Raw genomic sequence first — 16,903 nt, 5'->3', positions numbered from 1 at the left:
CCCGGAGTATAATTCATTCCGGTACAGATAGAAAAGGGGAGTTGCAAATGCCGACAGGCTGGATAGCGGGAATCGGAATCGCCGGTTTTGCCCTGGCGCTGGCCCTATCGCTCGCGCTGACGCCGCTTGTAAGGAAACTGGCTTTTAAAGTGGGCGCCATGGACGTGCCCGACCAACGCAAGGTGCATACGAGAGTGATGCCTCGGCTGGGCGGAGTGGCTATCTATGCCGCCTTTACGGCAAGCATGCTTCTGTTCCTTCCTTTTTTGCCGGAACATTTTCTGAACGCCTATGACCTCAACCTGATTATGGCGCTGCTTTCGGGAGGCACGCTGATCGTGCTGCTCGGCGCGCTGGACGACCGGTTCACGTTGTCCGCGAAGCTGAAGCTGCTCGTTCAGATCGCCGCCGCCTGCGTCGTCGTATTCGGCTTCGATATTCAGATCAATCTCGTCAACATTCCGTTCGGCTCGGCGATGCAGCCGGTCGCCGAATGGCTCAGCATTCCGCTTACGATTTTGTGGATCGTCGGCGTCACAAACGCCATCAACCTGATCGACGGCCTGGACGGACTGGCGGCCGGCGTATCGGCGATCGCGATCGGCACGATTCTCGTCATGTCCGCGCTCATGGGCCAGGAGGCGGTCATCCTGCTCGCGGTCACGCTGCTCGGGGCCGTCATCGGATTTTTGAAATACAACTTCCACCCGGCGAAAATTTTCATGGGCGACTCCGGATCGCTGTTTCTCGGCTTCGCTTTGGCGATGCTGTCCATGCTCGGGTTCAAGCAAATTACGGTCGTTTCGTTCGTAACGCCGCTGCTCATTATCGGCGTGCCGCTGTCGGATACGTTCTTTGCGATCGTACGCCGCTGGAAGTCGAAAAAGCCGATTTTCGCTCCCGACAAGGGCCACCTTCATCACTGCCTGCAGCAGCTCGGTTTCAGCCATCGCAAGACGGTTTTGATCATCTACGGAATCGCCGCCTTTTTCGGAGCTTGCGCCATCGTTCAATCCCTTATTTCCAAATCCGGCCTCGGCAACTGGGTGACCTTCATCGTCATTTGCGTACTCCTGTTCTTGCTGCAAATCGGCGCCGAGCTGATCGGCATCGTCGACAAGACGCGCCGTCCGGTGATCGGCTTCCTCAACCGGATGTTTCTGAAGCAGCAAACCGATTCGCGTTCCAAATAAGACAACATTGAATGTTCGGACCCCGAATTTTGGCTTCGGGGTCTTTTCGCGTTTTTTGCGAAAAATTGCCGCAAAGCCTAAAGAATGCGCCGGCTTGTGCCGATAGATAAAAATATCTCGCGTTTTTTACGTCAGAATCGGTTAAAAGGAGAGATTGAAACATGCAACGCAGCAAGCGGGCATTGGTATGGCTGACGATCGCCGCTCTCGTGGTTACGCTGATGCCGTTCGGATTCGCCCAGAAGGCAAGCGCGGCGTCCACGTACTTTATTCCGGATATCGCTTCTCTCAATAACACGGCCCAACGGGTTACGGATTCGGCGCTGGCGACAGCCGACAATCCGCTCATTTCGCGGGAAAACGTGTATTCGACGACGACGGGCACGTTGACGATTACCGGTACTTTTTCATACGTAACCTCGACGAGCATGTCCGTCAAGGTCGAAATGCTGACGGCCAAAACCGACACGACCGTTTCGCCCGCCCGGACGTATTACGCGACGGATTCGGCGCATTCCGTGACGAGCACCGTAACGGCGGATGCGAGCGCGTCCAACCGGTTTACGGCGAGCAATCTACCGCTTTTCGCCGGCTTCAACAAGATCACGTTTACCGGCATGCAGGGCAACGTCGAACGTTCCGATACGTTCTACGTGCTCTATGACAGCGTCCCTTACGTGGAAAGCATTAAAGTAATGGGCAGCTCCGCGGGCACGATCGTGCTGAACGAAGGCACGCAGGTCGTCGTGGACCGCAAGAACGTATCCATTCAAGGATCCGTCAAAAATGCGACCAGCGTGTCCTACACGCTGAACGGCGGGTCTTCTATCGTCGCGTCTCTCGTGGCCAACGGCACGTTCTATACGCCGACGCTCGATCTCGTCCCGGGCGAAAATACGATCTCGTTCAAAGTTTCGAACGGAGCCGACTCCATTAACGTTACGCGGATGATCTACTTTTTCGACCCCAACCAGCCGTTCTCGAAGGTAGGCTTGAAACAGGATGTAACCGGGGCTGCCGAATATTCGCTGTTGAACAACAATTCTCCGGCGTTGACGGACAGCACGCAGAATACGACGCTGTCGCTCCAAATGATCGTGCCTTACAACGCGACGCCGTTCCCGGGCAATGCCACTTACAACATCAATAACGCGGGAGCGACGACGATCGCGACGGCCACCGAGACCGAAATTCCCGGGGTGGACGGCGTGACTTCGGCGTACAAGCTGGTTACGTTCGAACTGCCTCATACGATAACGACGGATGCCAACCAGACGCTTCGCCTGGTCATCGGGTATAACGGCGCTTCTTATACGTTCGAAGGCAAGTTCCGCTATTTGCCGGGCAATACCGTTATTAAAGAGATGTTCTATCTGCCGGATTACAATCCGTCGACCAACACTGTCAACACGGCGAGCAAAGTTCCGCTGAACGGATCTCAAGTGGCGGGCGCGAGCTTTTACATTCTCGTTCGCTCGGAAACGGACCCGGGCGCGAACGCTCTGCAAGGCGTCTATCTGCCGCTTGGCACCAGCCCGTTGACCTTGAATCCCGTCGCGGATTCCACCGCGGCCGCCACGGAAAGGGTTTATGAAGTGACCGGCTTCGCCAGCGGCATCCAGCAGGTCAAATTCAATTACAACGGCTCGACCGCGGCTTACAACGCGACGATCACTTACGCTTCGAAGAGCTATATATATGTAGAAAATCTTTACGACGGCCAGACCTATACGTTCAACTCCCGGGATTCGGACAACGAGCTGAACATCAAGGGGCAGTATATCGGCTTCGATAACCTCGCAAGCGCGCAGTATTTCGTCAACGGCAAAGAAATGACGAACGACAATAACGCCGGCGGGGACAACACGAACCTGAACGTCAGCGCGTCCAATCTCAGCTTCAACCTGGAGATCGACATCAAGAACGAAGGCCCGCTCGTCTACGGCCAAAACACCATCCTGTTCACCGGCGTTACGCTCGACGCTTCCGGCTACAGACAGGAAGTAACGAAGCAGCTGAAAATTTACATCATCGACGAGAACGTCTCGACGATTTCGGATTTCCATCCGACGTCCGGCGATGACCGCGCAGCGTTCCCGTCCGTAAATCCTTCGGACTTTACCGACGAAGTTTTGACGAGAATTTTCGCTTTGTCGAACGAATTCGTTTATTCGAACGAGCAGTACATGACGAGCAGAACGTCGTACGACCTCGTGCTTCGGGGGAGCGGCGCATCGAAGCTGAACTTGAACTTCGGCAGCACGGCGACGTTCCTCAGCCTGAATCTGGATACGCTGCCGACCCAAGTGACATCGCAGATTACGAGTCCGATCGACGGCGCGACGCTTACTTATGATTACGCCAACAACGGCAACGAATTTATTATTCGGCTCCGCGACCTGTCGTTTGCCGATCCCGGCACGCATACGTATAACCTGGAATTGATCAATTCCACGGGCGCGCGGACGACGCAACGGGTTCAGATCACCCGCGAAGCTTCTTCCTTCCGGGTTCTGGCTCCGCAGCCGACCGTAGGCAACCAAATCGTCGTCAACAAAAACTTCGTCCACTTCGATATCGAGGCGGACGGCGCGACGCAAGTGCTGGTCGACGGCAACGAAGCGACCCGGCGGACGGATTTCGAAGACCGGTTCGTTTACGATTTTATCGGCCTGAAAGAGAACAAAAACAACGCAATCAGCGTTGAAATCGTCAGGGATGGCACGACGATTACAGAAACCGTCAACGTCTTTTATACGGGAACGGTACAGATCGACGCCCAATACCTGGCGCCGCTGTCGACGAAGCATACCGTCTTTAACAAAGAGCTCTCGCTGACGTTCCCGAAAGGAACGGTCATGAAGTCGGCCGCCCAGGATGCCAGCGGCGTGACGAAGTACTACACGGATGCGAAGCTGCTGTTCGGGATCGCCGATCCCGCCGACGGCGTCGTCGAGCGTCGCAACGATTACGGCAACATCATCAACCGGGATCCGAACGGAGGGTCGCAAAACGGCAACACCACCGTCAAGATCGAGGACTACCTGAAATTCCGGTTCCTGAGCACGGCGAACACGAGCAACTTTACGCTGGTGTCCGACATTTACTGGATCAACGGCGGTCTCGGCGAGGATGCGACGAATCCGGCAACGCAAGGGCTGCCTCCGTATTCGATTCCGATGTCCGGCAACGAGCAAATCAACTTCCCGGAAGACTTCCAGGGAACCCGCAAAATCGTTCCGTCCAACCGCGGGGAGCTGACGTTGACCTACGATTCGAACGTCGTCGACGACGCCGGATCGACGATCACCGTTTTCGCCTATACGAACGACGGCGAATGGAGAAATATCGGCGGGGAAGTCGACACGAAAAACAACACGATCACCGTACCGTTCGACGACTTCGGGTATTACAAAGTCATGAAGCTGAACAGAGGCTTCAGCGACATTACGAATCACTCGTGGGCTCGCAACGTATTGAACGCCCTGTACGCGAAGGGGATCATGACCAATCTGCGGGTCAGCGAATTCGGGTCCGACGACTTGACGACGCGCGGCGAGTTTGCGACGCTCCTTGTCAAAGGACTCAATATTCCGCTGAATTACGACGACAACCAATCGTTCTTCGACGTCGTTCCGACCGCGGCTTCCGGCGTATGGGATTACGCCAGCATCGAGACGGCCGCAAGGGCGGGCATCGTCAACGGGGTGTCGGAAGGCTATTTCGATCCGGACGGGAATCTGACCCGCGAGCAAGCCGCGGTCATGATCGCCAGGGCGCTCGAGCTGAAACTCGCCGCGAACGACAGCAAGCTGGAAGCGTCGCTGGCCAAGTCGTTCCTGGATTCGTCGAACATTCAATATTATGCAAGACCGGCCGTAAGCGCGGTGAACGCCGCGAAGATTATGAGCGGTTCTCCGGTCACCGTCCCGGGAGCGACGAAGGCGTCCTACAACTTCAATCCGAAGCTGCCGATGACCCGGGCCGAAGCCGGCAAGATCGCCGTGGCTCTATTGCAAAGAAGCACCAGCATGTTCCCGAAAAACCTGAGCTAGCATGGGGAGAGGCCGGCTGAGCAGTGCCGGCTTCTCTTTTTCTTCGCATGCTTGTCAGTAGAAACATCAATTGGATGAAGTTCTACGGACAGGAAAATGTTAAGCAATGACGAAACGGCTCGTACAAGTTATACTAGAAATCGATCCCGAATACATAATTGCGGCGATTGAGCGCCAACAACAACGTTCCCGATAAAAATTTGAGCCTTTTTCATAAAAGTCCGCAACTTTTTCGTCGGCCGAACGTCTAACATCATGTGACTTATCCAGAGGGATCAAAGACCTATAATCTAGCGTTTCTCGAGGAAAATTCTCTTTACGCTAAGGTACTGCCCATGTATAATGAATAAAGTGGCATGTTTTACCTGCCTATTTTGCGTTTGTATTCCAGATTACGAGTTTCTGCGACATGTTCTACTACATAGTCATGATTGCAGACATCAATTATAGACAATGCTCAGCTCCGGAGAGGGGGTGAAACGCAGATGAGAGATTCGAGCTATTTCTCTATGAACAAAGCAAATCTACAGAGTCCTTTTCAAGGAGGAGAAAAAAAGGTTATGAAGAAAAGTTTGTCTCTTCTTCTGGCCATCGCCCTGGTATTCGGTATGTTCGCATCCATGGCGTCTGCGGCCGACAGTAATCTGACAACTGCTCAGAAGTACCAGCAGTTGAAAGACAATGGAGTTTTGAAAGGCACGACCACGGGCAGCGACATGCTGAACGACAACCTGACTCGCGCGCAATTCGCGACGATCGTCATTGCCGTTCTGGGTCTGTCCGAAGACACTTCCGCTCCTTCCCCGTTCACTGACGTCGTCAGCGGACAATGGTGGTACGGCGCAATCAAAGCCGCTGACAACGCTGGTCTCGTTAACGGCGTAGGCAACGGCAAGTTCGGTCCGAAACAAACGGTTACGCTGCAAGAAGTTTACAAAGTCGCAGCTACCGCGCTCGGCCTGGAGCCGGTAACGGACGCTAAAGTTGACGGCGCAGCTGCTTGGGCCGCTCCTTACATCCAAGCGCTGATCGACGCTGGCGTAACGCTTCCGTCGACGAGCTACGCTTCCAACGCAACCCGCGGTCAAACGATCGAAGTTGCATTCGACCTGTACCAAGCGGGTCAAGTTCAACCTCTGTCTGACGTTAAAGCAGTTGTAAATTCCGACGACACGATTACCGTTACCGGTAAAGTCGACGGCAACGTTGACGGCGTGAAAGTCGCTGTAGGCTCCGCTGCCGAAGCTGCTGCTACGCTGAACGCCGACAAGACGTTCACGTACACGTCCACGAAGCAATCCGCTGGTACTTATACGGTTAAAGTAACGGCTTATGCCGGTACGACGGCTGTCAAGTCCGAAGAAGTTTCCGTTGCGATCGACGGCTTCGCTGTTGAATCCGTTACGGTTCTGAACGGCAAGCAAATCGCTGTTAAGTTCAACAAAGCCGTACAAGAAGGCGTTTCGGTTGGCGGCCATAACTATGGCGTAGGTGCCGCTGCAACTGCTACTTCTTACTTCCTGATCGGCGGAAGCGGCGAGCCGCTGAGAACTTCCATCAGCGACGACAAAACGACGGTTACGCTGACGTTTGCTGACTTCACGCTGAACACTTACGCTCAATTCTCGGTAAGCGGCAGCCTGAAATCCGCTTCGGGCAAGTCTCTGACGGCTTACAAGGAAGCTGTTTACCTGTCCGACACGACGGCTCCGACGGTTTCCAAAGTCGAGTACAAAGCTAAAAAAGCAGTCCTGACGTTCAGCGAACCGCTTACGGACGTTGGTACGGTTTCCATCAACGGCGCAACGATTTCGAGCTCGGTTTCCAGCTCTGTCTACTTCTCCATTGGCAGAGACGCTGAGAACGACATCACTTCGATCGAAGTGCACAACCTTGACACCGACAAGAACTACAGCTTCTACCTGATCGGCGGTAAAGACATCGCTGGCAACCGTTTCGACTACAGCACGACGCTGAATGTTCCTGGCGACTCCGTTGCTCCGACGGTTACTTCGGTAACGGTTGACGGTTCTACGATCAAAGTGAAATACAGCGAAGAAATCGGTACGGCTGGTGCAGTTTACAATACCACTTATGGCGGTAATGTTACGGGTGCGATTGATTCCAGCGACAAGACGCTTGTATCGTACAACGTTAGCGGCTGGCTGGGCGGCAACAGCTTCCTGACTGTTTCCGTGAAAATCAGCGGCTACAAGGATCTTGTAGGAAATACGGGTTCCGACACGACGCAAACGCTGACGATTTCCAAGGATACGACGGCTCCGACGATTGAGTCTGTCTTCTCCGACGGCAACCTGATCGTCCTGAAATTCAGCGAAAGCGTGGCTAACAAGCCTGCGTCCCTGACTTATAAGTATACGTCCAACAGCAACGTTGTTACTACTAACCAAACGGCTTCCCTTGCCGGCGGCACGGGCGGTTACGATGCTGACAACGACGGTACGGTAGAAAGCGGCGAAGCAAACTATGTCGCATACTCTGTATCCTCGCTGCCGGCTGGTAAATACGACATTTCGATTCCGAACGGCGCATCCTTCTTTGCTGATGCTGCCGGCAACAAAACTTCGGCTACGACGGTTACGCTGACGGTTTCCGGCAACACGACGAGCGGTATCGTTACGGCTACTATTTACACGAATGGCGGTACGGCTGGACATAACGACGCAACGCTGGCTAATAACCAGATCAAGTTCGTATTCAGCCACAGCTTGACGACTGCAGCGCTTGATGTTAGCAAGTTCCAAATTAACGGTGTTGCATTGCCGAGCGGTACGAACCTTTACTTCTTGGGCAATACCAAAACCGTAATCGCTGAACTGCCTGCTGGCGCAACGCCGGTAAGCGGCGATCGTCTGATCAGCGTTACGAACATCGTTGACGAAAACGGCAATACGCTGAACACGGACAACGAATCCAACTACAAACAAGTTGTATTCCTGAACGAAAACGTTGCTCCGGTTGCTCAATCGGTTGCGGTTATCAGCGACAGAGCTATCCAAGTAACGTTCAGCGAAGTTCTGAACACCACGGTTACGGCTTCGGGTGTTGAAGTTTACATTAACGGCACGAAGTACACGGGTACGACGTTGTCTCCGTCCATCAGCGGTTCCGCATTGACGCTGACGGCTGGCACCGGAAATGTATTCAACAACTCGCAAACGATCGTCGTGAAGTTCACGGGCTCCAATGTTGCTGACCTGAAAGGCAACAAAGTTGCCGACAGCGAAATCAGCAAGTAATTTCTAGCTTTAAACAAAAGAGCAAGCCTTAGGGCTTGCTCTTTTGTTTTTAGTGCGCCACGCATGACGCGCAGCTAGGCGGTGAAAGTCCGCTATGGGGGCTGGCAGTTGCCAACCATTAGCCAAGAGCAAGGGTGTCCATCGCGAGGTGGAATCTGAAGGAAGCTGGAGGCAAAGTCCCGACCCGAGGAACACGAATCGCATCAGGCATCCAAAGTGGGACGAGTCTGCTAAACAAGACAAAATCCAATAAACTGCACGGACACGAGGATGTAAATACGGCGGGTACATGGGATGAAAGCGACGCGTCTTACCGTGGGAGGTCTCACGGACGCATGAAGCGGATGAGCGAGATGCGGTTGAAACAAGATTTATCGTGAGAAGTCAGCAGAGACCATATTAGTAACGCGACAAGCGTTATGAAGGGTTGAACCTAAGGAGGTGTTAGTCAATGAAAGTTACCAAAGTCGGGACAAAAGAAAGCAGAATACCTTGCTGTAGCAAGGGCTGCCCGCAAAGAGATAGTGCGGAACACGAAGGGTATGCGGGAGCGCTTACCGACAAGCGGATAACTGAAAACAACAACACCAACACCAACAGCCGAGGGGACAAGCTACTAGAGCAAATCTTGAGCCGGGAGAATCTGAACAATGCCTACAAGCAAGTGAAGAGGAACAAAGGCGCACACGGCGTCGATGGGATGGAAGTAGAGGAATTGCTACAATATCTCAAAGACAACGGAGATGAACTCGTAAAGCTTGTTCTGGACGGAAAATATCGTCCAAATCCGGTCCGCAGGGTGGAGATCCCCAAGGACAACGGGAAGATGCGAACGCTGGGCATACCGACCGCAGTGGACAGAATGCTGCAGCAAGCCGTGGCACAGGTGCTACAACCCATCTTCGAAGCCCAATTTGCTGAAACCAGCTATGGATTCAGACCCAAGAGAAGCGCGCACGATGCCTTAAGGAAATGTAAGGCCTACGCAAACGAAGGATACACCTATGTCGTAGACATGGATTTGGAGAAATTCTTCGACACAGTCAATCAAGCGAAGATGATCGAACTGCTGTCCAGAACGATTAAAGACGGCAGAGTCGTATCGCTGATCCACAAATATCTGGCGGCAGGCGCGATCAACAAGGGGAAATTCGAGGAGACAGAGCTGGGACTTGTACAGGGCGGCAATATTAGTCCCCTGTGCAGTAACATCATGCTGAACGAGTTGGACCGCGAACTGGAGCGCAGAAGAATCAAGTTCGTCAGATATGCGGACGATATGCTCCTTTTCGCAAGGACGAAAAGGTCAGCGGCGCGGATGCTGGAACACATTCTGCCATTCATCGAAGGAAAATTGCGACTTCGGGTGAACCTAGAGAAGACAGTGGTGGCCTACATCGGAAAGATCAAATTTCTGGGCTACGGATTCTATCCGTCCAAGGACGGAATTAAATTACGTACCCACGCCAAGAGCATCAGCAAAATGAAAGCGAGAATAAAAGAGCTCACGGCAAGAAGCAAAGGGTTTGGATATGACGAGCTGAAATTAAAGCTGAAACAATTCATAACGGGATGGTTGAATTACTTCAAACTCGCGGATATGAAGAGCCTGCTTAAGGTAACCGATCAATGGCTCAGAAGAAGAATACGCATGTACATTTGGAAACGTTGGAAACGCGTACGAACCCGATATGCCATGCTACGTAAACTCGGAAACGACCACAACACCGCCTTCAAGTTCGCGAGTACAAGAAAAGGCTATTGGCGAACAGCCAAAAGCCCAATCCTGCACACGACTGTAACCGACATACTTCTGGAGAAAGCCGGTTACACAACCTTCTCAGCGTATTTCAAGTCTGTTCGAATGTAAACTTAGGAACCGCCGTATACCGAACGGTACGTACGGTGGTGTGGGAGGTCGGCTACTCAACTAATGAGTAGCCTCCTACCCGATTAAGCTTAAGAAAGGATAAAAAAGAAGAAAACTCCCTCTTTTCAACAACTTTTTGCACGTTTCTTACGTATATAGTTTAGATTCCTAATTAGCGGTTAAAGTTCTATTCATCTTCTATTCATGTTTTCGCTTTATACTGAGAGTAAAGGGAATTTAGGGAGGATAAGGATCATGTTGCGTAAAGGCAAAGTAAAGCGGATTGCAATCGGCGTTGCGGCAGCTATGATAGCCGCTGCTCCTTTATATGCTTCGTCGACAACTGCGTTTGCAGCTTCGACACCGAAAGTAACGAGCGTGACATCTGTCGTCAAACCGATCTACATATCCGGCAAGAGCTATTTCAATTTGGTGGATGTCGCCTTGAAGCCGACGGACGGCGGCCAAATCGCTACGTTTACGTTGAGCATTTACAATGGGGAAGCGAAGGAACTGGATCTTTCGGATTACTGGTTCCGGCTAAGCAGCGCTTCGGGAAGCACATATCCTATTAAAACGTCGGCTGCGGATGCGAATAAAACAAAGGTTTCCCCGTATTCCAAAACGTTCATTACCCTTTATGCAACCGTAGGACAATCGACGAAGCTTTCCGATCTGATCTTCAGGCTCGTGAAGTTCGACTTTAGCTCTTACAGTTCGAATAACTATGAGAAGACGGTTGGCAGCTACAAGTTCCCGACCAACTATACAAACGTTGTGGCGTCTGGATCGTATAAAGTTTTGTACTTCAGCAATACGCAAGTCAATACGAAAGTTCTCTCGGCCACGATCGGAGCTTCCGGCGACGATAACTTGGCCACCATCAATTTTGTTTATAACAACGTCGGAAAAAATGCGGTAACTCTGAGCAAATACAAGTACTACATTCAGACGGCAGAAGGCATTATGTATGAAGCGACGCCGGAGGAGACGGAAGATTTGGTTATCGCTCCTCTGAAGAGGGAGGAAGTCAAGCTAACCGCCAACATTCCGGCTTCCTTGAAAACGACCGGCTGGAAGCTTATCGTGGCCAAGGACAACGGGGGAGAGACCGCCCTAGAGCTGCCGGTCGGAGCATACCAACTCTCGTTCGGTGGGTCTACAGGCAGTACGACGGCAAGCAATCAATTTACGTATACGAACACCCAAGGCTCCTACCAAGTCAGCCTGCTGCAGATTGTAAGACAGCCTTGGGAAAGTCAGGACGTATTGACCGCTCGCATCCGCATTCAGAATAAAGGCACGGAGACGGCTGCCTTGCCTAATCTTGCCGGTTATTTCTACCTGGATGACAAGGTTCAGCTGGACTTTAAAACGATCGCGATCAGCAATCAGCTTGGCTTGAACGCCAATGGCTACGTAGATATCGATGTTTATGCGAAGCTTCCGACCAATTACACGTTGAATTCGGTTAAGCTTGTGGTGAACAATAAGGTCGATGAGCAAACTTCGACGAAGATTGGCGAATTGACCAACGCTTCGGCAATCGCCCAAATTCCGGTGTACGGTTCCGAACAAGCGTACGCAATCGCAAGAGAAGGCAGTGCGATGAGCGGAACAGTCGATTCCGTTAATATCTACAAGAGCACGACGACCAAGCTTTATACGACGCAAGTGACGTTGACCAACAACGAATCCCGGACAATCGACCCGGTTAAGCTGGTCGGCTTCTTTAAAAATACAAACGGGGATATCTTCCCGGCTGCGATATCGACCGGCGAAGGAAAAGTAAATCCGAAAAACAAGGCGCTCTTGAACTTCAGTGCAAGCATTCCTCTGGATTACGATACGAGCAGCCTGCAGTTGATCGTCGGCGAAGCCGTGACGGATACGAACTATACGACCGGCACGAACACGGCAGACGGTTATGTGAACGCGGTCGCGATTCGTCTCCCGCAGGACCAAGGCGTCAATACCACATATAAAGATGTATCCCTTGCTCCGTACAAGCTTACGATCAATGAAATCACGCCTCAAGTGTTCGCGCAAGCTTCGGGACAAGAGGTTAAACTCGTGCTGAATTACGACTTGATCAAGGATACGACCTATAATGTTTTCGCCACGGATCGAAAGCTGCTGCTGACGGTTGAAGGAACGGATCCGAACGATGGAGCGGTGTATACGTACTTCTCCAAAGAAATTGCCTTGGAGGGCGAAGCCGATTCGTTTGCCGCCGGTACGGATCTAACGGCAACCTTCGGCGCAACGTCCGAGTATAACGGCATAGACGGTACCCTTAATTACAACGTTCGCCTCTATGAAGTTGTCAATGGCGCCAAGAAGCTGGTTGCGGACCGTCCGCTTGACTATTGGTACATTGAGCAAACCTGGAATACCGAGGAAGCAGGCTCTTAAACTTCTCTTCTCACTCCCTGCCGAGGCCGATGCCTCGGCAGTTTTAATATTCGCGTTAGTTCCGGGAAAATCGACACGCAAGCGTCTGACTATGATAAAATAGAGCCAGTAATCTTTAAGTTATTGGAGATCGAATATGGCCATTCCAGAAACGGTAGATTCCCGTACATTCCCTGCCCAGGTGAGAGCCGTCGGCACGACTTCGCGGCAACGGTTAGAAGCGAGCAATCACAGACTCAAAATACGGGGATTCTTTTTTGCTGTCGAATACATCGGATACATTCTTACTTTCTACTTGTTGATGACCGTGAAAATTATGCCCGAATTTACCCACATCAACTCACTTAATCCATTTTCATGGATCGGGCAGATGCCGGTTATCGAGGAATACGCGCTGTTTTTGCTCATGTTTCTCGTCATCCATGCTTTTTCCCTTATCCAAGGCTACTTGTTCTCGGGTAAAGCCGAACGTTCGTTCATGGAAGAATACTGGTTTGTGGCGAAATCCAGCGTGTATGCCTTTCTCATCACGATTGGCATTACCTTCTTATTGAAAACGACCTTTCTATATTCTAGGATTACATTGGTTACGTTTATCGTTCTTATCCTGTGCGAGTCCTTGTTATGGAGAGTTCTCTATACAGCTCTGATCAATTATTTGAATCAAAAAGGAACGATTCGGAACCACGTCCTTATTGTAGGGGCCGGCAAGGTCGGCGCGGAAATTTTGGAGCAGGTCACCCAAGGGAAAAGCAAAAACCATTTCGTCGGATTTCTGGACGACTATAAAACGGGAGAAGGGATCATCGGGAGAAGCGATCAGTTGGAAACGATCCTGCAACAGACGCGCGTCGACACGATCTATATTACGATTCCTTCCGAACGCCAAATGATCGAATCGATCATCCATGCGGTATATAAGTACAATGTGGACATTCGGATTATTCCGGAAATGTACGACCGCATGGCCACGGTGTTCACGTTCCGCAAAGATCTGGACTATCCGTGCATGCAAGTGGTCAAAACGCCGCTCAGAGGCATGAACATCGTGCTTAAGCGGATGGCCGACATTTTGGGAAGTCTTGTTTTATTGACCGCGCTGTCGCCGGTTTTTCTGGCGGTTGGGCTATGGATCAAGCTGGATTCCAAGGGGCCGGTATTTTTCCGCCAGCAGCGGATCGGAAAGAACGGAATGTCCTTTCATATGCTGAAGTTCCGTTCGATGCACAATGAAGCGGAGCGAATGAAGTCGTCATTGGCGAAAGACAACGAGGCAAGCGGACCGGTTTTCAAACTGAAAAACGACCCGCGAGTGACAAGATCCGGCAAGTGGCTGCGAAAGTATTCGCTTGACGAGCTGCCGCAGCTTTGGAACGTGTTAAAAGGAGAAATGAGCCTGATCGGACCAAGGCCTCCGTTGCCCCAGGAAGTCGAACAATATACGAATTACCATTGGAGGCGGCTGGACGTGCTTCCGGGCATGACCGGGCTATGGCAGGTTAGCGGCAGGAGCGACCTCGATTTCGAACAGTGGGTCGACCTGGATATCTATTATATCGAACGCTGGAGCCTGGGACTAGAGTTGAAAATTTTGCTGAAAACGATACCTGTAGTGGTCAAAGGTACGGGGGCGTATTGACGAGGAGTGGCGAGTGGTGAGTACAAAGAAACAAAGCAAGCGCGATCTGGAGCCGAACCCGAGCTTTATCATGCATACGTTCGCTTGGGGCTGGATCGTCTGCTTGCTGCTGATCGCAGGGTTTAACAATGGGATTTTTCAGGGATACGGCATTCATAATCCGTCCTCTTATCAGTTTGAAAAACCGATCCTATATTCCATGCTTGTGGCGTTCTTCATTGTCTGCTGGTGCGTTATCCATATCGTGCAGAAGTATACGACATGGAAAACGAACGCGGCGCTCGGCGTTGCGGGACTGGTCATTCCGTTGGTTTACCTTCTGGCAACGTTTCAAGCGGGCTCTCCCTACCTGGCGAAATACGGACTGTTTGTCAGCATCATGTTGTTCGTCTTTTTTATCGCCGGGATTTTGCTTGCCAACTATAAAAGCATATTGCAATGGTTTCCGACCGTATATCTAATTTTCGGATATTTTGTCGTCTTTTACGGGTTCCTTACTTTGTTCGGTAACGCGTATATGCTGGATTCGCTTACGCCGCAGGACGGGGTGCGGATTACGTCGGTCTTCCAATATCCAAATGCGTATGCCGTACTGCTCCTGACGCTGTGGATCGCGATATTGATTGAAATTAATCGAACGAGCAGCCGGTTTGCGCAGCTCCTTCACGGGTTTATGCTGATGCCGGTCATCGTGTCGTTTTTTCTCACCCTCTCCCGCGGGGCGCTCGTAATCCTCCCCGTTATCGCGGTAGCCGCTTTGGCGATGTTTACGCTCCGTCAACAGATCATGGCCATTCTTTATTCCGTTATCGGCGTAGGCTTGTCTCTGGCGATCTACACGGCGCTGACGGAACGGGGAATCGCCGTCATTACGGGGATTCAAGAAGCGGCGGCCAATCAGGCGGCTTTCGATACGGTCGCGATGTTCTCGGGAGAAACGATCGGCTATTGGGGACTGCTGATCGGCGTTTCCGTTGTCATGTCGGCTGCAACCTTTGCGCTGGCTAAGTACGTAGAGCCGAAGGTGACGAAAATGACCGAACGTTTCGGATCCCGGTGGGCCAATGCGACGCTGCCGCTTGCTTTCATCGGCGTGTTCGTGATCGGGGCGGCGGCCATTTTCTCGGGACTCCTCACCCGATTTCTTCCGCCGATCATTCGCGAACGGGTGGAAGGCGTCAACTTCCAAACGCACAGCGTGTACGAACGCCTGACGATGTATAAGGACGCGCTGTCCATCTGGAAACAAAATCCGATCTTTGGCGCCGGGACAGGGACGTGGGAATCGTTTTACGAGCGGTACCAATCTTACCCTTACTCGAGCATGCAGACGCACAGCTATTTCGTGCAGCTGCTGGCGGAAACGGGCATTGTCGGCTTCATCGCGATTGTCGGGTTGATTGCGGCCATTCTCGTCGTCTTCCTGCGCTCCTATCGCAAAGCCGAGGAAGAGGAACGGTCCGTGACGCTGTTTTATTTTATGACGCCGGTTACGATCCTTCTTCACTCCTTGATCGATTTCGGCATGTCCTATCTGTTGTACGGATTCATCGTCTTCCTTTGCCTGGGCATTCTGGCCGGAACGCAGCGGAATGTCATTTTCTCGAACGTAACGGAAGCGAAAAGACGGATCGTTCAGTATAGCACGGCTGCCGCGCTCGGGGCGTTGTCGATTGCGGTTGTCGTTTTTGCCGCCAAATGGCTTTATGCAAGCGATCAATTCGACAAATATACGCAAGCGGTCAACACGAATCAAACCTACGAAACGATGATGAGCCATCTGGACAGCAGCTTGAAGCAAAACCCGGGCCACCCGATCGTTCTCAACCAGGCGGTTGCGATCAATTACCAGGTGTATGAGCAAACGCAAGACCCGACGTACCTCGACGTTGCGCAACAATATTTGGACAAGCTCGTTGCGAAAGAGCCGAATTACCAGGCGGGCATGTATATGAATTACCTGGTTCACGAGAAGGCGGGGGACGACGAAGCCGCCCTTCAAATCATTCTGGACGGCATCGCGTCCAATAAGTACGAACAGGGATATTACGAACAAGCCGTATCGGTTTTGCTTCGGCAATGGGAAGATCAGCGTCAATCCGGAAGCGACTCTCAAGCGGCGGAAGACAAGATCATCGAGCTGCACGATGAAATGGTTCGCCTGAGGGCGGGCGTCGACGAGCTGCCGGAAACCGTCATCGTAAGCCGGCCTTTCAACGTGCCGAACTCCGTCCGTGTAGCGGCGGGACAAGTCTACTATGTCAACGGCGACTATGCAAAGGCGGAAGAGGTGCTGCAGCCCGGTATTATGGAAGATTTGTCCCAACCGAACGACCGTTATGCGGCTAGGTACTACCTCGCGTCGCTTCGCAAGCAAGGGAAGGACGATCCGGCGCTCTACGAGCGGCTGATTCAAGCGGATCCGGAAGAAGCGAACGTCCTTGGTCAGCTACTCCAATGAAAGTAAAGGA

The 16,903-nt window shown here is 52.1% G+C and carries 7 protein-coding genes; all 7 read left to right on the top strand.

Features of this window, described 5'->3' with window-relative positions; genetic code table 11:
- Window positions 1-47 precede the first annotated feature (47 nt).
- The 7 genes from JW799_RS05025 (at window position 48) to JW799_RS04995 (ending at window position 16,893) form a co-directional block, all read left to right on the top strand.
- Window positions 48-1,193, top strand: coding sequence for an MraY family glycosyltransferase (locus JW799_RS05025; RefSeq protein ID WP_080832573.1), 1,146 nt, complete (start codon window positions 48-50; stop codon window positions 1,191-1,193).
- Between the two features lie 161 nt (window positions 1,194-1,354).
- Window positions 1,355-5,248 (top strand): S-layer homology domain-containing protein, encoded by a 3,894-nt coding sequence (locus JW799_RS05020; RefSeq protein WP_080832572.1) that lies wholly within the window; start codon window positions 1,355-1,357, stop codon window positions 5,246-5,248.
- A gap of 560 nt (window positions 5,249-5,808) precedes the next feature.
- Window positions 5,809-8,508, top strand: a complete 2,700-nt coding sequence (locus JW799_RS05015) for an S-layer homology domain-containing protein (RefSeq protein WP_176220619.1) — start codon at window positions 5,809-5,811, stop codon at window positions 8,506-8,508.
- Window positions 8,509-8,959: 451 nt separating this feature from the next.
- A complete protein-coding gene (ltrA, locus tag JW799_RS05010; RefSeq protein ID WP_205428888.1) occupies window positions 8,960-10,378 on the top strand; it encodes a group II intron reverse transcriptase/maturase in 1,419 nt (472 codons plus the stop codon).
- A 204-nt stretch (window positions 10,379-10,582) separates the two neighbouring features.
- Complete coding sequence (locus JW799_RS05005) at window positions 10,583-12,793, top strand: hypothetical protein (RefSeq protein WP_139787080.1); 2,211 nt, start codon at window positions 10,583-10,585, stop codon at window positions 12,791-12,793.
- A gap of 370 nt (window positions 12,794-13,163) precedes the next feature.
- On the top strand, window positions 13,164-14,432 hold the full coding sequence (locus JW799_RS05000) for a sugar transferase (protein WP_176220618.1): 1,269 nt from the start codon (window positions 13,164-13,166) through the stop codon (window positions 14,430-14,432).
- A gap of 16 nt (window positions 14,433-14,448) precedes the next feature.
- Window positions 14,449-16,893 carry an O-antigen ligase family protein gene (locus tag JW799_RS04995; RefSeq protein ID WP_205428886.1) on the top strand — a complete coding sequence of 815 codons (2,445 nt, stop codon included), beginning with the start codon at window positions 14,449-14,451 and terminating at the stop codon, window positions 16,891-16,893.
- Window positions 16,894-16,903 lie beyond the last annotated feature (10 nt).

Source organism: Cohnella algarum, from assembly GCF_016937515.1.
Taxonomy (GTDB): domain Bacteria; phylum Bacillota; class Bacilli; order Paenibacillales; family Paenibacillaceae; genus Cohnella; species Cohnella algarum.
The sequence above is the reverse complement of the archived record's forward strand: the minus strand, read 5'-3'. Positions and strand labels throughout refer to the sequence as shown.